Origin of the sequence: Peristeroidobacter agariperforans, assembly GCF_004138335.1 — a bacterium.
In the GTDB taxonomy this organism is placed as follows: Bacteria; Pseudomonadota; Gammaproteobacteria; order Steroidobacterales; family Steroidobacteraceae; genus Steroidobacter; species Steroidobacter agariperforans.
On record NZ_RYFW01000004.1, the window covers coordinates 352,878 to 371,480 of the forward strand.

Sequence of the window (18,603 nt, forward strand, 5' to 3'; positions counted from 1 at the left end):
AAGCCTTCTTGCGGCGGCTCAGACCCTCCGTCCGGTACGGGCTCACCGTGCTCATGGTCCTGGCTTCGTCTCTGCTGCGACATACATTCACGCCTGGATTGCAGACGGGAACGTTTGTCGTGTTCTTTCCCGCAATCATTCTGGCGTCAATGGTTTTCGACCGTGGGTCGGGCCTGCTTGCGGTTGGGTTGAGCACATTGCTGGTGTGGTACTTCCTTCTGGAGCCGCAGCACTCGTTTGGTCTGCCTCGCGGCGAAGAATTGTTTCTGCTGGCGCTGTTCGTCGTGGTGGCGCTTTTCACGGCCCTTGCAATCGAAACATTGCGCTCCGTGACGACAAAGCTCAAGGATATGCACGAGGCGCTCAGAGAGACCGAATCCGAGCTTCGCAGCAACGTAGCGCTGTTGAACAGCATCACCGAGACGTTGCCTGACCCGCTGTTCGTGAAGGATCGCGCCGGTCGCTATACTCACGTGAACGCCGCGCTTGCGCGGGTATTTGGCGTTGACAAGTCGCTGGTTATCGGTCGACTGGACCGCGACTTCATACCGCAAGAGCAAGCGCTCGTAATCGAGGCGACCGATCAGGACATCATGCGATCCAAGAGATCGTGCCTCATCGAGGAGCGCGTCACGCCACATCATGAGCGCACCTCTCGCACGTATCTGAGCTCGAGGGCCCCGCTACTTTCAGGTGAAGGCGAAGTTGTGGGGGTCGTCGGAATTGCCCACGACATCCAGGATCGCAAGCTCATGGAGAACGAGCTGCGCGCGGCGCTGCAATTGAATGAGGCGCTGCTATTCGATATCAACCATCGTGTGAAGAATCATCTGCAGTCGCTATCCGGATTGCTGATGATGTCTCGACAGGATGTCAAGGATGTGCAGGCCCAGAATGTCTTGAGTGTTGCCGCGGGCCGATTGGCCGTCCTGGCACGCGCGTACGATCACCTGCAGCTGCACGAACAGAAAACGAGCGTGAGTGCGAGGAAATTCCTGGAATCGCTGTGCGAGGCGCTGCGGCAAAGTCTCGTTGGTGAGCGGCCCATCACCCTGACGACCTCGATCGATTCGAGTATCGAGCTCGATTCCCAGCGCGCCGTCTCACTCGGACTGATCGTCAATGAGCTTGTTACAAATGCGCTCAAGCACGCTTTTCCGGACCAGCGCTCCGGCGCGGTGACAGTCCGATTGGGCATCAGCTCGGAGGAATATGTCCTCGAGATTGCCGACGACGGGGTCGGAGGGGGAGTGCGCAAGGAGGGGAGCGGCACGCGCATCTTGTCTCTGCTGGCCGATCAGCTTGGCGGGCGCCTGGCAGTCGACCGGGGTCCGCCTGGCACCCGCGTGTCGCTCTGGTTTTCCGGGCCGTCGGATGGGTCGGCCCTGCGCTGCTGATAACGGTCTCCTCCTCCGTTTCTGCTAGTCTCTGGTCAGGTTTAGATAGGTTTTTCCCATTCGAGGACGCGGGCGTGGTCACGTCGATTCGAAAGCTAACCGAGCCAACCTTCTGGCGCGATGACGCGCTTGCATTCGTGGAAGCGCGTTCGATCTACGACGCTCGCAAAGTCTGCTACGGCAAGCACGCGCATGAAACGTTCTCGATTGGCGTGGTCACGAACGGTCGCTGTACCTATTTGAACGGGAAAACGCGGCAACGCATCGGCGCCGGCACGGTGGTGTTGATGAATCCGGGGGATGCGCACGCCTGTAACCCCGAGCACGGCGCGCTCTGGTCCTATCGAATGTTGTACTTCGATGTTTCCTGGCTGACGGGCATTCAGCGGGATCTTGGCAGGAGCAGGAATGATCGGTTCCAGCCATTCTTGGATATAGCCTCGGTCGAGCCGGGGCTATACGCCGGGCTGAATCGGCTGTACGACGTGCTCACCGATCACCGCGCGGAATGTCTGGAGAAGCAGAGCGCAGCAGTGTCATTCATGGCAGAGGTGCAACGGACGCTGAGCCCTGCGCCGGACTCGCCGAGCCATGGGCATCGGGGCCTCGCGCGTGCGGCTGAATTCATAAGAGACAACTACGCGCGCTCGATCAGCCTGGCGGAGATCTGTTCCGCGGCAGATCTATCGCCTTCGTATTTAATTCGAGCCTTCAATGACAAGTACGGACTGACGCCGCATGCGTACGTGACCAACCGCCGCATCGAGTTCAGCCGGGCGCAGCTTCGTCGGGGTCGACCCATAGCAGAAGTAGCGCTCGCGGCCGGCTTTTCCGATCAGGCCCATCTGCAGCGAAGTTTCAAGAAACTGGTCGCAGCCACGCCGGGTCAGTATCGCGCGTGATTTCCGCGCCGGGCGCACAAGGTAATTTTCTTCAATACGCGTGGGCCCCTGCCGAATACGCTGCCTCCCGATGCGACGAGGGAGGCCGAGATGCAGTTCCAGCTTGCCGAAATAAATATCGCGACATTTCGCGTGCCGATGTCCGATCCCGTGAACGCCGGTTTCATTGCGCAGCTCGATCGTGTCAATGCGTTGGCCGAGTCGGCGCCGGGATTCGTCTGGCGACTGACGGGTGAAGGCAACAACGCACTGAATATTCGAGCGTTCGACAATCCAAACATCGCGATCAATATGTCGACGTGGAAGGATGTGGATGTCCTGATGAGATTCGTGTATCGCAGCGAGGCTCACCGAGAGATCATGCGTCGTCGCAAAGAGTGGTTCGATCGCATGGAGTTTCACCTGGCGTTGTGGTGGGTTCCCGCAGGACATCGCCCCACCATCGCCGAAGGGAAAGCGCGGCTCGACATGCTGTCGCGAGTCGGGCCGTCGCCGGACGCGTTTCTATTCAATAAGCCCTTTCCCGCGCCGACTGCGGACGATGGGCTCGAACATGATCGGGTTTTCGCGGACTGAGGCGCCCCATCCCGGTGGCGGATGGGGCGCCTGCATCGACTAGAAATTGAATAATCCGCTAATGGTGAGCGATCGCAGGTCGGTACCATCCAATTCGGCGCCTTCGTACTCGGCACGCAGGCCAAAGCTCGGCGTGACGCGAAAGGCAGCGCCGATTCCGAGCACCCAATCGGTGCCATCGTTTTTCTGGATGAAGCCGAACTGGCCGTCTCGTACGGTATTCTCAGCGTCCCATGCAAGGAAGCCGGCGCGGGCGAAGCCTTCGAAGCGAGCGCTGATCGGTATGTGCACCAGTGCCGAGCCTTGGATCGCACTGGCATCCGACTCGATCGTCACGCCGGAAATCGTGTCGTCAGGCTTTCCGGCGAGGTAGCCGATCTCCAGGGAGCCGTATTCATTGAATCGGTAGCCGCCAAGGATTTTGAAGCCAGTGCCAGTCGCTTTGATGTCTACACCGTCGATGGTGTCTTTCAGCGTGACCTGGCCCACGCCCACTCCGCTATAGAATCCAATGTCAGACTCTGCCATGGCTGGCAGGCACGCGAACGCCAGAGCGATTCCTGTCGCTACTTTCTTCTGCATTTCATCACTCCCAGATAGCCCCGCTCGCAGGGTCATAGTTTTTTTTTGCTGGTCGAGTTGGTTGCCGAACGCTCCAGTCCCTTTCTTGATGGAACGCACGGCGCGGGACTCTATCAGGAGCGTCGCGCAGCATTCAGCTAAGGGGTAGCCCTAGTTTTGGACGCGCTGGCAAGGATGCCCGGGCACATCGCACCCCCGGGGGACGGCAACGCCCCCTACAAATCCTTGAAACGGGGCGGAAAAAACCGGCGGGATTCGTGTATATTGCGCCCCCGCTTTCGACCGTGTGCTTTGACTGGTTCACCGGTATCGCCGGTGCCAGCCTGGGTGCCAGCCACGGGGAATCGATGGGAGTGGAAGGGGTCGAAAAACGAGTGAGATCAGTAAGTTACTGATTTCGCTAGCGCTCTTGTCGGGATTATCCCGCCAATTCGGCGCGTCGAATCCTTCCGCCCCAGCCAGACGCATTTGAAGTCGGAGTGTTGAATGGATCGTGCCACGATGGCGGTGTTTACGGGCAACGCCAATCCGCAGCTCGCCCAGGATATCGCGCGTCACCTGATGGTGCCGCTGGGGCGAGCCGCTGTCAGTCGCTTCAGCGACAGTGAGTGCACGGTCGAGCTGCTGGAAAACGTGCGCGGTCGCGACGTGTTCATCGTGCAGCCGACCTGCTCGCCGGCCAACGATCACTTGATGGAATTGCTGGTGATGACCGACGCCTGCCGACGTGCTTCGGCGGCGCGCATCACGGCCGTGATTCCTTATTTCGGTTACGCCCGCCAGGATCGCCGCCCGCGCGCCATGCGTGTGCCGATCACGGCGAAGCTGGTGGCGAACATGATCGCCAGCGCCGGCGTGAACCGCGTGCTGACGGTCGACCTGCACGCCGACCAGATCCAGGGATTCTTCGATATCCCGGTGGACAATGTGTATGCCTCGCCGGTGTTGCTCGGCGATGCGTGGAAGCAGAAGTACGACAACCTGATGGTGGTGTCGCCGGATGTCGGCGGCGTGGTGCGCGCAAGAGCGTTGGCAAAGCGGCTGGACGATGCCGAGCTGGCCATTATCGACAAGCGCCGTCCGCGCCCGAACGAGTCCGAAGTGATGAACATCATCGGCGAGGTCGAGGGCAAGACGTGCGTGCTGATCGACGACCTGGTCGACACCGCCGGCACGCTGTGCCACGCGGCTGAAGCGTTGAAGGCGAACGGCGCCAAGAAGGTGCTCGCGTACATCACGCACCCGGTGTTGTCGGGCCCGGCGATCGATCGCATCTCGCAGTCGCAACTGGACGAGCTGGTGGTGACGGACACCATTCCGCTGCGCCCGGATGCGAAGAACTGCAAGAAGATTCGTCAGCTGAGTGTTGCGGGTCTGCTCGCCGAGACCATGCGGCGTATTCGCGATGAAGAGAGCGTCAGCTCTCTGTACATCGACTGAAGTGCTCGCGGCGCAAGCCGCGCAAAAGTGAAGAGGTTTTCGGTTTCTTTGCGAGGCGCAAGCCGAGCAAAAGAAACATCCACAGTGGCGGCGTTATTGGTCGCGATACGCCGTTGCTTGTTTCTCAACTGGAGTAACCATGAAATATTCATTTGACCTCGTCGCCGACTCCCGGCCGAACGAGCAGGGGAAGGGTGCGAGCCGCCGCCTGCGTCGTTCCGGGAAGGTTCCGGCGATCCTCTACGGTGGCCATCAGGAACCCAAGCAGATCATTCTGGATCACCAGAACCTGCTCACCCTGCTGGTGAACGAGAAGTTCTTCTCGACCATTCTGCAGCTGAAGATCGATGGCCAGCCGCAGGCCGCCATCCTCAAGGATGTGCAGCGTCATCCGGCCAAGAACATGATCCTGCACATGGATCTGCAGCGCGTGCTGGAGAACGAGAACATCCGCATGACCATTCCGCTGCACTTCAAGGGCGCGGCCGGTTCGCCTGGCGTGAAGACGCAGGGCGGCGTGGTGTCGCACCTGTTGAACGAAGTCGAAGTGCTGTGCTTGCCGAAGGATCTGCCGGAATTCCTGGAGATCGATCTGTCGGAAATGCAGATCAACGAGATCCGTCGTCTGTCCGACCTGCCCCTGCCGCAAGGCGTCCAGCTGGTCGCGCTCGCGCATGGTCGTGACGAAGCGGTCGTATCCATCCACCATCCGCGTGCCGAAGAGGCCGAGGCTCCGGCGGCTGCCGCTGCTGCGGCTCCGGCTGCTGGCGCGGCTCCTGCGGCCGGCGCTGCGGCGGCTCCCGCTGCTGGTGGCGACAAGAAGGCGGCGGCTGCTCCGGCGGCCAAGGCTGCTCCGAAGAAGTAACGCACTCGCGCACCCAGCCGTGGCAACACGGCTGGTGGCGTGAAAGCGATGGCGGGCGCCCAGTAATATATTGGTGCTGCCTGCCATCGTTGCGTTATTTTCGGTCGCACTGCTATGGCGGGCACCCACCTCAAAATCATCGCCGGCCTCGGCAACCCCGGGCCGGAGCATCTGCTCACGCGCCACAACGCGGGCTTCTGGTTCGTCGATGCACTGGCGGCCAAGCTTGGCGGCGCGTTTCGCAGTCATGCGAAATTTCACGGCGACATCTGTCGTGTGCAGTACTGCGGGCAGGACATCACGCTGCTCAAACCCAGCACGTACATGAATCGCAGCGGCCTCGCGATCCGCGCACTCGCCGATTACATCAAAGTCGAGCCAGCCGAAATCCTGGTCGTGCACGATGAATTGGACCTGCCGGTCGGCGACGTGCGCTTCAAGCTCGGCGGCGGCGCGGGCGGCCACAATGGCCTGCGCGATACGACCACCCACATGGGCCCCGACTATTGGCGTCTGCGCATCGGCGTCGGACACCCCGGCGACAAATCTCAAGTGATCGACTACGTGCTGCGTCGTGCGCCGAAGGACGAGGAAGAAAAGATCCTCGCCTCCATCGATCAGGCGCTGCAGGCGTTGCCGAGCTTCCTCGAGCAGGGGCCTGAGCGCGCCATGAACGGGCTGCACAGCAAGAAGTGATTTAATTTATGGGCATCAAGTGCGGCATCGTTGGACTTCCCAACGTTGGTAAATCGACTCTGTTCAACGCGCTGACTCGCGCGCAGATCGCGGCGGAGAACTATCCGTTCTGCACGATCGACCCCAACGTCGGCATCGTGCCCGTGCCCGATCCGCGGCTCGACGTGCTCGCCGGCATCGCGAAGTCCGAGAAGCGCTTGCCCGCTACGGTCGAGTTCGTCGACATCGCGGGCCTCGTCGCGGGCGCGTCGAAGGGCGAAGGCCTCGGCAACAAATTCCTGTCTCACATTCGCGAGACCGATGCGATTGCGCACGTCGTGCGTTGTTTCGAGAACGACGACATCGTGCACGTCGCGGGCAAGATCAAGCCGCTGGACGACGTCGAAGTCATCAACACCGAGCTGGCGCTCGCCGATCTCGACACCGTCGAGCGCGGTCTGCAGCGCGCCGAGAAGGCAGCGAAGGCCGGTGACAAGGACGCGATCAAACAACGCGACCTGATGAAGAAGCTCAAGGACCATCTGGATTCGGGCCAGCCGGCGCGCTCGCTGATCAAGGATCCGGAAGAGAAGAAGCTGCTGCAGGAGCTGCACCTCATCACCATCAAGCCGCTGATGTACGTCGCGAACGTCGCGGAGAACGGCTTCACCAACAATCCGCATCTCGACTCGGTGCGTGAGCTCGCCGCTCGCGAGAACTCGGAAGTGGTCGCAGTGTGCGCCGCTATCGAGGCCGAAATCGCGCAGCTCGAAGAAGCGGATCGCGCCGACTTCCTGAAAGACATCGGTCTCGACGAGCCCGGCCTGAATCGCGTGATCCGAGCGGGCTACAAGCTGCTCGGCCTGCAAACCTATTTCACTGCCGGCCCCAAGGAAGCTCGTGCCTGGACCGTCCGCGTCGGCGCCACTGCTCCGCAAGCGGCGGGTGTGATTCACACCGACTTCGAAAAAGGCTTCATCCGTGCCGAAGTCATCGCTTACGACGACTACGTGAATTACAAGGGCGAGCAGGGCGCGAAAGAAGCCGGCAAGCTGCGCCTGGAAGGTAAGGAATACATCGTCCACGAAGGCGATGTCATGCACTTCCGCTTCAACGTCTGAGCCTGCGCGCCTCGGCGCGCCACGGTCTGCGTTGACGCAATTGGGCAAGCGCGTTGCATTTTTGAGGCTTCACCTCCACCTGCTGAATCCATAGCATGGCAGGCGAGAGGTGCAATCATGAAAGTCGGTTTGATCGGCCTGGGATTGATGGGCCACGGCATGGGCGAGAGCCTGTTGCGTGGCGGACATGAGCTGACGGTTTACAACCGGACAGCGAGCAAAGCCGACGCGCTCGTCGCGAAAGGGGCTCGGCTCGCCAAGTCTCCTGCAGACGCGTCTCGCGGTGACATAGTCATCACGATGGTTGCGGACGATGCAGCGCTGGAAGAAGTGACCCACGGCGCGCACGGCATCCTGAAGAACCTCAGTGCCGGCGCAGTGCACGTTTCTGCCAGCACCATCAGCGTCGCGCTGGCCGAGCGCCTCACCGATGAGCACGCCCGGGCAGGGCAACATTTCGTATCCGCCCCCGTGTTCGGCCGGCCGCAAGTTGCCGCCGCGGGTCAACTCAACATTCTAGCTGCTGGCGCTGCCGATGCGGTCAAGCGCGCGATGCCGGTGCTGGAATCGATGGCGCAGAAAGTGTGGCCGTTCGGCGAGCGACCGAGCGCTGCGAATCTGGTCAAGCTCAGCGGCAACTTCATGATCTTCGCCGCCGTCGAAGCGCTCGCCGAAAGCATCGCGTTGTTGCGCAAAGCCGGCGTGGACGAACATGCATTCGTCGACATGATGACCAATACGTTGTTTGCCGCGCCGATCTACAAAATCTACGCGCCGTTGATCACGAAGCAGCAGTATCAGCCGCCAGGGTTCGCAGCACCGCTGGGCGCCAAAGACACTCGCCTGGCGCTCGCCGCCGGCGAAAGTTTGAATGTGCCTTTGCCGCTGGCGAGTTTGGTTCGCGACAAATTCCTCGCGCTGCTAGCGCGGGGCGGCGAGGGCGATGACATTGCCGCGCTGGGAAAAGTGGCGGCGGAACAGGCGGGGATGTGAGATCTGCTGGTGGCGTGACGAACCTACGTCACGCCACCAGCCAACGAACAGATCAGAAGTTGAATCGGCCCTGCGCGCCGAACACGCTGACGTCGCCGCCGACCGTGATCAACACGCCCGCCGAGAACTGCGGGGTGAAGTTATAACGGCCTTCACCGATCAGGTACGTGTCGCCGTCGATGCCGGCCACGTCCACAGCGATGTGCTCGACACCGCCTTCGACTTCGATCTTCGGTGCGACCAGCGAGCGCAGGCGCACGCCCGCGAACAGGCCCGTGTCGTCATCGTCGAAGCGACCGGCGTCCACTTCGAAGTGTGCCAGGCCGCCGCGCGCAACGAGGTCGAGGTTCGGGCCGAGCGCCCAGTGGCCGCCGGCGCCTACCAGGAAGCGTGTGGCATCCACTCCGAAGTCCAGGTCCAGAGCCTGGAATTCTGCCAGTGCGAAAATATTCTGATAGACGGGCAGTGAGCCGCGCAGCTGGATGCCGTCGCCGTCGACATCGGCGCCGTCAGCGTCGATTTCCGCTTCGGGGAAATGCGCGACGTCGACGTAGCGATAGCTCAGCTGCTCGGCGGAAGCCGCGAACGGCAGAGCGAGCGCGGCGGCACAGATCAGAGTTTTAGCGTTCATCTTCATAATTAAGTTCGTTCACTCTCACGAGGTAGCGCATCGGTGCGCCGAAGGTATTCTACTGTTCTTGTGGAAGCGTCGCTCGGATTCAGACACTGACGTCGTTACTTGGCGACAAGGCCCGTGGCTGAAATCTAACAAAGGGGCATTGGTTGTGGCGCGATGGTTTTTTGTGATCTCGGTCACAGCGCTTCTGTCGGCTTGCGGTAAAGCGCACGAAACAAATATCGCTGAAAAACTCGAGCCGCGGTGGACCGCCCAGCAATTGCAGGCGTTTGCAGAATTCAAAACAAATGCATCCGGCCGCGCTGCAGTTGTTGATGACATCGCTCGTACGTTTCCCGCTGCGTTCAACTACGAAGAGCTGCGCGTCAATGCCAGCGAGGTCGCAACGATTCCGCAAGAAAGACTAGTCGAGCTGCTCGGCCGGCCCTCGGTATCTTTCTCATTGGTCGATCGTCCCGAATATCTGGGCGCGAGCACACGCCAGCTCGATTTCGATCCGCGCGAGTTGGAGATCCTGCTGTATGACGTCGATTGTCTCGCGGAGCGTGCGGCTGCGGAGTGCACGCATCTGGAAGCAATCTCGCTTCGGCAGAACGTGCTTCGAATGCGTGTGCTGAGAGGCCGCACGGAGGAGGCGCGGGCGCTGCTGTCGCCGCCGACCGAGCTGCCGGTGCGTGCGACGCACAGGCGTCTCGTGACCGACATGGTTCGCCCCGGGTGGAGGATATTGCCAGAGGCTGAGACACGGAAGATTGCGCAACGGTTCGCTCAGGAAACATTAGACGCCGAATTCTACGAGCATGGCGACGTCGTTTACGGCCGCATGCTAGCGCCGTTCCAGCTCATCAAGACGTCCGACATGGAAGCCGTCTGCATCGCCTCCGCGAGCGATGTCTTCCTGCCATCGATGCAACGGGACGCCGAACTGCGTCGCGATGCAAACATTCGCGTCGCCGTGTTCGAGGCGACGGAACAGGCTTGCAGGCAGCGCTACGCCGAAGGCCGGTTCGTGCTGGTGAAGGGGGAGTCGCTGGCCGCCGCGCAGCTGGTGCGGATCCACGATCTGTTCAACCGCCGGTTCGCCTCGGAGTGCGATGTGCCGGCATGGATGACGCAGCAAGGATTGCTGAGCGCGACGGGCGGCGTCTACCGGGTTCTGGTCGCGCCGCCGGTGTCGGGCCGGGACCGCTGGTCGTTCGATGTCACGGTGCAGTTCGCGCTCGACAAAGGGGGCGAATATTCGGCGCTCATTGGCATCAGCCCCTGGGGGACGCGGCTGAAGGAATGTCGACAGCAGGTGGTGCCGCGGGCGATCAAGAGCGGTTGAGCATTGATCGATAGCACCTTTGGTTTGGACCGGAGCGGTGTGCTACTCGTACGCTAGCGGCACATGGAGCAATTACCGCTTCAGGAACTTGCCGCAACCAATGCCTCTCACCCCCACGGAAATGGCCGTAAGCCTCGGCCGAGGATTGCTGTCCTTCCCGGTCACGCATTTCGATGCGAACAATCGCTTCGACGTTGAGCCCTATCGCGCGCACTGCGCCGGGATGATGGAGCACGACCTGGCCGGGCTGTTTGCTGCCGGCGGCACCGGCGAGTTCTTTTCGCTGACGTTCAAAGAAGTCGTCGATGTGGTGTCCGCGGCCGTGGCGGAGTGCGGGGGGCGATTGCCGGTGATTGCGGGCTGCGGCTATGGGACGGCGATGGCCGTCGAGCTGGCGCAAGCGACGCAGGCCGCGGGCGCCGATGGCGTGTTGTTGTTGCCGCCGTATCTGGTCAACGGCTCGCAGGAAGGCCTGGCCGCACACATCGGGGCGGTTTGTAAAGCCGTCTCCATCGGCGTGATCGTCTATAACCGGGACAACGCCATCATCGACGATGTCACATTGGCGCGCCTGTGCGATCGGCATCCCAATCTGGTTGGCTTCAAGGACGGCGTCGGCGACATCGAATTGATGACGCGCATCTACACACGCATGGGCAGCCGGCTGACTTACATCGGCGGTCTGCCGACGGCCGAGACCTTTGCCGCTCCGTATCTGAAAATGGGCGTGACCACGTACTCCTCGGCGATCTTCAATTTCATGCCGGGCTGGGCGTCTTCGTTCTACAAGGCGGTGCGCGCCGAGGAGCAGGCGAAGGTGCTGGCGGGCTTGCGCGATTTCGTCATGCCGTACATTGCGCTTCGCAATCGAGGCAAGGGTTACGCAGTCGCCATCGTCAAGGCGGGCATGCGAGCCATTGGCAAGCCGGCCGGCGCGGTGCGTCCGCCGCTGACCGACTTGAACGAGCGCGAGTTCGAGGAATTGCGCGCCCTCATCGAGCAGGCCGAGGCGGCCGCACCCACAATTTTCGGAGGGCTACTGGCACGCAGCGCCTGAGCACGTTATATGTCGGTGCATGTTCGAACTGAGCCAGCTGCGTTGTTTCGTAGTCACCGCCGAGGAACTGCACTTCGGCCGCGCCGCCGTGCGGCTGAACATGACCCAGCCGCCGCTCAGCCGGCAAATTCAATTGTTGGAGCGGGGGCTCGGTGTCCAGCTGTTGGAGCGCAGTAGCCGCCAGGTCAAGCTCACTCCGGCCGGCAGCACCTTTCTTCCCGAAGCCCGCCGCATCATCCGCCTGGCTGAAACCTCCGCGCTCGCTGCTCGTCGAGTCGCCAAAGGCGATACCGGACGAGTGGCGATCGGCTTCACCGCAGTATCTGGCTACAGCTTCCTGCCGCGCATCGTGGCTCGTGCGCGCGCGTCGCTACCGCATTTCGAGTTAGAGCTGTTCGAGATGGTGACCTCGGATCAATTCGAGGCACTGATGACCGGTCAGATCGACATCGCTTTCGTGCGCCCGCCGGTCGAGCAGGCGAGCTTCGAGTCGCGGCTCATTCTCAGAGAGCCGCTGATGGCGGCGTTGCCCGCTGGCGATCCGCGCGCCGACAATCCATCGCTGACGCCGAGCGACTTCGACAATCAGCCGCTCATCATGTATTCGCGCATGGGCGCGGGCTATTTCCACAACATGCTCACGCGCTTGTTCGAAGCGGCGGGCGCGTTACCCGAGTACGTGCAGCACGTGACGCAGATCCATTCGATGTTGGGATTGGTCCGTGCCGGGCTCGCTGCCGCCATCGTGCCGGCGTCGGCCATCGAGCTGCACATGGACGCGATTCAGTTCCGCAAGTTTGCGACTCAGCCGACGCAGCCGGTCGAGCTGCACATGGTATGGCGTCGTGACAACGGCAATCCCGCGCTACAGCCGATGGTGAGTCTGTGCGGAGAGTTCGCCAGCGACGTTTAGCGCGTCCATGGGAACGCCAGCGTCGGCGCATTCACATAACGACGCATGCTCAATTGCAGCCGTGCTCCGCAGCCGGGCCGCAGCTCGAGATCGAAAGCGGAATCGCCGATGGCAACGCGTCGTCCATCCAGCGTTGCCGACTCGATGCGATGTTCCGCGTACGCCCCGCCTTGTACGGTGATCGTGCGCGAGCTGACGGGATTGAGATTCACGAGCGTTACGCTCGTGCGCTCAGCGCCGAGCTCATCGACCAGTGCCGCGACGTCTGAAGGCAATCCGGCCCGCCGACGCTCTCTGTCGAAATATCGCAACCGACAATGCAACGGCGCACCGCCTTGATGCGGCGACGTGCTCGACCAGGGCGGACGCGCGATGTGCAGGCCGCCCTGCGTAAGTTGAAGCAATGCAGTCACCGAAGCGGGATTGAAGTTGATCGCATTGTCGGCGAGCCGCGTTTCGGGCGTGCTCGTGTCCGCGTGCATGGCCGCTACTCGTTCCCTGACGCGAGTCAGCGCCTGGCGCTGCGCCTCGATCGGATAGGTGGCGTTGCGCCCTTCGAGAAACGCGATCCACGGATGATCGCCTGCCAGCTCCCGGTCGCTGGCGCGCATCGAGACATACCAGATCTCGAATGCGTTGGTGCGGTAGGGGCCCGGCGCGTAGCTGTACCAGCCTTGCTCGCCATACATGCGCGGCGTGTGCAGCTTACCGTCGATGGTGCGTGCCTGCTGATTGATCACTTCATTCTGTCGTCGCCACACTTGCATGTAACGGTCGTCGCCCGTCAGCAGGCTGGCATTCATGAAGGCGACGATGGCGCGCGACACCCGATTGCGATCCTCGCGCTCGCCGGTTTGCGGCACGATGGGGCTGAAACCCCAGCCGTACACGCCCCCGTACCATTTTCCTGAGGGTCCACCGACGCGGCCGTCGAGCCCGACGATGCTGGGCAGGACGCCATTGTTCGCTTCGGCGCGCTCCACCCAGGCGTCCAGATATTCCAGTGCCCAGGTTCGATACTTGCGCTCGCCGCTGAGCATGAAAGCATTCAACGCCAGCGTGGTCGAGTGCAGGTTGAGCGGATGGTCGCCGACGATGTCGGTGTAGTCGCGATAGTGCGCGAGCGTCTCTTCATAGTTGCGCTCGCCATGCTCCATCTTGAACTTGGCAACGTCGAAAGGATCGCCGGCCCAGTCCAGCGCGGTCGCGGGGCGTAGCAGCGGGCCGGCGCTGCCGTTGAAGACGCTGCGGATGATGCGATGTTTGCGATCGTAGTTCGGCGCGGACGGATCGTCGCCGGTGTAGAACTCGGCGAAGCGACGCGTACGCTCGATGAGCTTGGGATCCTCGGGGGTCGACAGGCCCATCAGATTGAACGTCGTGAGACCTTCGCTGATGTGTTGCCAATCCATCTGCGGCGGAAACTCGCGGACATACATGCCGCGCCGGCCAAGCTCGACTTGCTGGGTCCGGGCACGCGAATACTGTTGCAGATGTCCTTCCCAAGCCTTGCGATACAGCTCGAGAATGCGATCCGAGCCGCCGAGTGCGTGCAACAGCGCCCAGTCATTCAAATGCTCGATGGCGTCATCGGGGCCATCGTTCGCACCCCAGCGCTCGACGGCGCGCAAGTAACCGCGCTCGTCGAAATAGCGAGCGTAGAAGGCTTCGCAGGCTTCAGTTTGAACCCGCAGCAGCTCTCGCTGTAGCAATGCCCATTCCGGCGGCGCCATGGGCGTCGCTATCGTTAAGGCGGGCTTGGTGCTGGCGTTGAGCGGCCACGCCGCGAGGGCGGAGGCACTCGCGACGAAATGACGCCGATTCACTGCAGCTCCAGGCGCCTGATCGGTCCCACGATGACAAAGTAGGCGAAGATGGTCAGCAGGCAGTGCACGCCGACGAAGATCAGCGCGCTGTCGAACGAACCGGTGGCGGCGACCAGATAACCGATCACGATCGGTGTCACGATGCCGGCGCAATTGCCGAACATGTTGAAGACGCCGCCCGTGAGCCCGGCAAACTGGCGAGGTGAGACATCGGAAATGATCGCCCATCCCAGCGAGGCGATGCCTTTACCGAAGAACGCAAGCGCCATGACCGTGATCACGAGCCATTCCTGCTCGATGTACACGCAGGCGATGATGAGTGTCGCCAGGATCATGCCGATCAGCAGAGGCGTCTTGCGCGCGATGGTGAGCGAGCCGGTCCGCTTCAACAGCCAATCGGAGGCATAGCCACCGAGCACGCCGCCAATGAAACCGCACATTGCCGGCGCGGCGGCGGCAAAGCCCGCTTCGAGAATATTCAGGCCGCGCTCTTTCACCAGGTAGATCGGGAACCAGGTGGCGAAAAAGTACGTGAGCACGTTGATGCAGTACTGGCCCAGATAGATGCCGAGCAGCATGCGATTGGTGAGCAATTTTTCGAGGTTGTCCCAGCGAAATGCACTGCCCTTGCTGGCATTTGCCTGGTCGAGGGCAACCAGGCCGCCACCGGTCTCGATGTAGTCCAGCTCCGCCTGATTGATGCTCGGATGACGCACGGGATCATGGATGAAGCGGACGAAGGCCAGCGCCGCGAGCAGGCCGAGGCCGCCCATCACATAGAACACCGCGCGCCAGCCATAGTTGTGAACCACCCAGCCCATGAGCGGCGCGAACGCGACCAGGGAGAAGTACTGCGCCGAATTGAAGATGGCGGAGGCGGTGCCGCGCTCGCTGCTGGGAAACCAGGCCGCGACGATTCGCGCATTGCCGGGAAACGACGGCGCTTCGGCCAGGCCGACCAGGAAGCGCAACGCGAACAGCATGGTCACCGCCGACAGCCCGGCGATGAAGCCCGCGAACCCCTGCAAGAACGTGAACACCGACCAGACCGCGATGGCGCCCGCGTAAATGCGCTTGGTGCCGAATCGATCCAGCAGCGCGCCGCCGGGTATCTGGGCCGCCGCATAGGCCCAGGCGAAGGCCGAAAGGATGTAACCGGTGGCAATTGGCGACAGTCCGAGCTCGCGTGCAGCGTCGCTGCCGGCGATCGAGAACGTCGCGCGATCCGCGTAATTGATCGAGGTGACGATGAAAATGAAGCCGATGATGGAGTAGCGCACCTGCGTGCGCCGCTCGGCGATGGCGGCGATCGACATTCCCCCGCGTCCCCCTGTCGTAGTGTTTGCCCGATGCTAGGCCGTGGGCGCTGGGGCGTCTAAGTCAAAAACTCTATGGATCGATCCACAGCGAGCATAGAAGCGGAACCAGTCGCCCGGCCCGACCCTTCAAGATCCAAGGAGGCCGCCATGCCCAACGCATCTCCCATGGGGCTGCCCGCGCTGGACCCGGACACCGGCCTGGTGCGCGTGGTCATCGACACGCCCAAGGGCAGTCGTAACAAATACAAATTCGATCCCCAGCTCGGTGTGCTCAAGCTCAGCCGCATTCTGCCGGCCGGCATGTCGTTTCCTTATGACTTCGGCTCGATCCCGTCCACCTGCGCCGAGGACGGCGACGCATTGGACGTCCTGGTGCTCACCGAGGCGCCGTTGTTCCCGGGCTGCCTGGTACACGCTCACTTGATTGGCGTGATCCGGGCGGTTCAGAAAGAGCGCCGCAAGATGATTCGCAACGATCGGCTGCTCGCGACGCTCGAGACCTCGGTGAACAAGCCGGCGATCACCCAGCTCGATCAGGTCGACGGACAACAGCTGAAGGACATCGAGCATTTCTTCCGCTCGTACAATCAGGCGCAGGGTCGCGAGTTCAGAATCACGGGACGGGGCGGTGCAAGGCAGGCGCAGAAGATGTTTCGCGATGCCGTCCGCGACTTCAACCGATCCAAGGCGAAGCAGGCCAAGGGCGCGTGACGATGCGCGAGTTGCAGCCCGATGAAGCCGGCCTGTCAGGCGTACGGCGGATTCTGCAAGAGTGGCTGGCCGGAGCCGACGAGTCGCTGCGTAAGAAAAGAATCACGGACGCGAACATTCATGACGCGCGCAAGCAGCTGAAGAAATCCCGGGCGGCACTCCGATTGTTGCGAGACTCCACTGGCGAGATCGCATATCGGCGCGCGAACAACGCGCTGCGCGATGCGGCCCGTCCACTGGGCGTGGCTCGCGATAGCAAAGTATTGAGCGCCGCGCTGGACGACCTGGTCGAGCGCTACGCTCCGGCAACTCGTGCGCTAGAACTAGACAAGTTTCGGCGGGTGCTGCGTCAGGAAAAAACATCGTCTCGGCAGGCGGTCGGCATCAGCCTGCTCAACAAGCAGCGCAAGGCATTACGTGAAGTCAAGGCGCGCAGTCAGCGATGGACGATGAAGGGCGGCGACTGGCCGGTCATCGGCGGCGGCCTGGGGCGCATCTATCGCGGCGGCAAGAAGAAAATGAAAGCGGCCGCGGAATCGCGGGACAACGACGCTCTGCACGACTGGCGCAAGCAGGTGAAATATCTGTGGCATCAGCTGCAGATCCTGCAGCCGGCCTGGCCCGGGCCGCTCAAAGAGCTGGCCGACCAGGCTCACAAACTGGCCGAGCACCTGGGCGAGGACCACGATCTGGCCGTATTACGCACCAGAATCAGGTCCCATGTCGATGCTTTCGAGGGCCAGGACCATGATGCACTGATTGCTGTCCTCGATCGGCGCCGCAAGCGGTTGCAGGACAAAGCATTCAAGCTCGGGAAGAGAATTTTCGAAGAAAAGCCGCGGCGCTTTGTCGACCGCATGGGCCAGTACTGGCAGCTCTGGCGCAACGAATGACCTGCCCCAGCAGCAACTGTCATGACCTCATGACAAAGTGGTTCCTCCCTTGTTTCTTATTTAATGACAAGTGGCTCTTGGGTCACGACCGGTAACCGACACCCTGTCGATTCCTGCTTATCCGGCACGAGTGAGTTTCGCTGCCCCTGATTGGTCCGCTGCCGGGCAAGGAATACCTTGCACACCTCTCGCAGGATTTGGATGTTCTTAGGGGAACTCGTGATGAAGTCGCGTCAATGGATAGGGTCTTTGCTGCTCGTGGGCGCGGTAATCGTGTCCGGCGTGCTGCTCAGCGCCTGGAAACGTTCGAGTTTGGCTGAATCGGAAGCAGCGGCGGCCAGTCAGCCGGAGCCGGCGGAATCGGTGGTTACCGCGGTGGCTCGTGAGCACGAACATATTCGGACCACAACGTCGATCGGCACCGTGGTCGCCTTGCGTTCCATCACGGTTCGCAACGAATTGCCCGGCACCGTGCGCCAGGTCGCGCTCGAGCCCGGCAAAATCGTCGAGGCCGGCACTGTACTGGTGGCGCTCGATGTATCGGTAGAAGAGGCAGATCTGCAGGCGCTGCTGGCGCAGGCCGAGCTGGCCCGCACTCAGTTCGCCCGCATGCAACGCATGAGCCAGCATCGCGCGGCGTCGGAAATGGAAGTGGATAGCGCGCGCGCCGAACAGGAAGTGGTGCAGGCGCAGGTCGCTCGTATCAAAGCGGTCATCGAGCGCAAGATCATTCGTGCCCCGTTTCGCGCTCGCATCGGCATTTCCGACGTGCATCCCGGTCAGTATCTGAACGAAGGCACGCTGTTGACGACGCTGCAAGGCGTGGATGACTCCACCTATGTCGACTTCACCGTCGCTCAGCAGGTCGCGGCCGCGCTGCGTCCTGGCAGCAAGGTGGATGTGTTTGCTTCGGGCGATCCCACCGGCGTGAAGGCCGAGATTCTCGCGATCGACGCGCGAGTCGATCCGACGACGCGCAACGCGGCGGTGCGCGCCAAGATCAAGAATACGGCGCAGACGCCGGCGCCCGGCGCCTCGGTGCGAGTGCAGGTCGCGGTCGGCGAGCCGCTACTGGCCACTGCCGTCCCCGCGAGCGCTGTTCGCAAAGGTCCTGCCGGCGATCATGTGTTCGTCGTGGTCGCGGACGAACAGGGCAAGACCCGAGCCCGCCTGCGCGAAGTCGTGGTCGATGCGATGGCGGGCGACGACGTGGTCATCACCAAAGGTCTGGAGCCCGGCGAACAAGTCGCGGCGTCCGGCTCGTTCAAACTGCGTGAGGCTGCGTTGGTCGCGGTGAGCAACAAGCCGGAGTCGGTGGCGCGAAATGCCGGCGAGAGCAAGGCTCAGTCGAACGCCACCAGCATGTAAC

Annotated in this window: 18 protein-coding genes; 14 read left to right on the forward strand and 4 right to left on the reverse strand. The window is 62.0% G+C overall.

What is annotated here, in order from left to right; translation table 11 throughout:
- The first annotated feature begins 47 nt into the window (after positions 1-47).
- The 3 genes from EK373_RS27355 to EK373_RS27365 all read left to right on the forward strand — a co-directional run bounded on the left by EK373_RS27355 (position 48) and on the right by EK373_RS27365 (position 2,875).
- Positions 48-1,397 (forward strand): sensor histidine kinase, encoded by a 1,350-nt coding sequence (locus EK373_RS27355; RefSeq protein WP_129647717.1) that lies wholly within the window; start codon positions 48-50, stop codon positions 1,395-1,397.
- A gap of 74 nt (positions 1,398-1,471) precedes the next feature.
- The gene (locus tag EK373_RS27360; RefSeq protein ID WP_129647718.1) at positions 1,472-2,299 is read left to right on the forward strand and encodes an AraC family transcriptional regulator; all 828 of its coding nucleotides are present in this window, start codon (positions 1,472-1,474) and stop codon (positions 2,297-2,299) included.
- A gap of 90 nt (positions 2,300-2,389) precedes the next feature.
- Positions 2,390-2,875: a DUF3291 domain-containing protein gene (locus tag EK373_RS27365; protein ID WP_129647721.1), complete on the forward strand. Its 486-nt coding sequence runs from the start codon at positions 2,390-2,392 to the stop codon at positions 2,873-2,875.
- Between the two features lie 39 nt (positions 2,876-2,914).
- Here EK373_RS27365 and EK373_RS27370 read toward each other — a convergent pair whose 3' ends face one another.
- On the reverse strand, positions 2,915-3,556 hold the full coding sequence (locus EK373_RS27370) for a porin family protein (protein WP_129647723.1): 642 nt from the start codon (positions 3,554-3,556) through the stop codon (positions 2,915-2,917).
- A gap of 402 nt (positions 3,557-3,958) precedes the next feature.
- Here EK373_RS27370 and EK373_RS27375 point away from each other — a divergent pair, with 402 nt between their 5' ends.
- The 5 genes from EK373_RS27375 (at position 3,959) to EK373_RS27395 (ending at position 8,551) form a co-directional block, all read left to right on the forward strand.
- Complete coding sequence (locus EK373_RS27375; protein WP_129648003.1) at positions 3,959-4,897, forward strand: ribose-phosphate diphosphokinase; 939 nt, start codon at positions 3,959-3,961, stop codon at positions 4,895-4,897.
- A gap of 139 nt (positions 4,898-5,036) precedes the next feature.
- Entirely contained in the window at positions 5,037-5,762 is a 726-nt protein-coding gene (locus tag EK373_RS27380) for a 50S ribosomal protein L25/general stress protein Ctc (RefSeq protein ID WP_129647725.1), read from the forward strand.
- A 114-nt stretch (positions 5,763-5,876) separates the two neighbouring features.
- A complete protein-coding gene (pth, locus tag EK373_RS27385; protein ID WP_129647727.1) occupies positions 5,877-6,458 on the forward strand; it encodes an aminoacyl-tRNA hydrolase in 582 nt (193 codons plus the stop codon).
- 8 nt (positions 6,459-6,466) lie between these two features.
- Positions 6,467-7,558 (forward strand): redox-regulated ATPase YchF, encoded by a 1,092-nt coding sequence (ychF, locus tag EK373_RS27390; RefSeq protein WP_129647729.1) that lies wholly within the window; start codon positions 6,467-6,469, stop codon positions 7,556-7,558.
- Positions 7,559-7,675: 117 nt separating this feature from the next.
- Entirely contained in the window at positions 7,676-8,551 is an 876-nt protein-coding gene (locus EK373_RS27395; protein WP_129647731.1) for an NAD(P)-dependent oxidoreductase, read from the forward strand.
- A gap of 52 nt (positions 8,552-8,603) precedes the next feature.
- Here the strand turns inward: EK373_RS27395 and EK373_RS27400 are convergent, their stop codons facing one another.
- Entirely contained in the window at positions 8,604-9,182 is a 579-nt protein-coding gene (locus tag EK373_RS27400) for a hypothetical protein (protein ID WP_129647733.1), read from the reverse strand.
- 154 nt (positions 9,183-9,336) lie between these two features.
- On the opposite strand from EK373_RS27400, the gene EK373_RS27405 reads away from it, so the two are divergent.
- The 3 genes from EK373_RS27405 (at position 9,337) to EK373_RS27415 (ending at position 12,485) form a co-directional block, all read left to right on the forward strand.
- On the forward strand, positions 9,337-10,515 hold the full coding sequence (locus EK373_RS27405; RefSeq protein ID WP_129647736.1) for a hypothetical protein: 1,179 nt from the start codon (positions 9,337-9,339) through the stop codon (positions 10,513-10,515).
- Between the two features lie 100 nt (positions 10,516-10,615).
- On the forward strand, positions 10,616-11,572 hold the full coding sequence (kdgD, locus tag EK373_RS27410) for a 5-dehydro-4-deoxyglucarate dehydratase (protein WP_129647738.1): 957 nt from the start codon (positions 10,616-10,618) through the stop codon (positions 11,570-11,572).
- A 19-nt stretch (positions 11,573-11,591) separates the two neighbouring features.
- A complete protein-coding gene (locus EK373_RS27415; protein WP_129647740.1) occupies positions 11,592-12,485 on the forward strand; it encodes a LysR substrate-binding domain-containing protein in 894 nt (297 codons plus the stop codon).
- On the opposite strand, the gene EK373_RS27420 is transcribed toward EK373_RS27415, so the two are convergent.
- Both EK373_RS27420 and EK373_RS27425 read right to left on the reverse strand, forming a co-directional pair.
- Complete coding sequence (locus EK373_RS27420; RefSeq protein WP_129647742.1) at positions 12,482-14,311, reverse strand: hypothetical protein; 1,830 nt, start codon at positions 14,309-14,311, stop codon at positions 12,482-12,484. The genes EK373_RS27415 and EK373_RS27420 overlap by 4 nt on opposite strands.
- Positions 14,308-15,627 (reverse strand): MFS transporter, encoded by a 1,320-nt coding sequence (locus EK373_RS27425; protein WP_129647745.1) that lies wholly within the window; start codon positions 15,625-15,627, stop codon positions 14,308-14,310. Before EK373_RS27425 ends, EK373_RS27420 begins: the two co-directional genes overlap by 4 nt.
- Positions 15,628-15,777: 150 nt before the next feature.
- On the opposite strand from EK373_RS27425, the gene EK373_RS27430 reads away from it, so the two are divergent.
- From EK373_RS27430 to EK373_RS27440, 3 genes are all read left to right on the forward strand, one after another.
- Complete coding sequence (locus EK373_RS27430) at positions 15,778-16,341, forward strand: inorganic diphosphatase (protein WP_157994562.1); 564 nt, start codon at positions 15,778-15,780, stop codon at positions 16,339-16,341.
- Between the two features lie 2 nt (positions 16,342-16,343).
- Entirely contained in the window at positions 16,344-17,234 is an 891-nt protein-coding gene (locus EK373_RS27435) for a CHAD domain-containing protein (protein WP_129647749.1), read from the forward strand.
- Positions 17,235-17,456: 222 nt separating this feature from the next.
- Positions 17,457-18,602: an efflux RND transporter periplasmic adaptor subunit gene (locus EK373_RS27440; protein ID WP_129647751.1), complete on the forward strand. Its 1,146-nt coding sequence runs from the start codon at positions 17,457-17,459 to the stop codon at positions 18,600-18,602.
- Position 18,603: the final 1 nt, after the last annotated feature.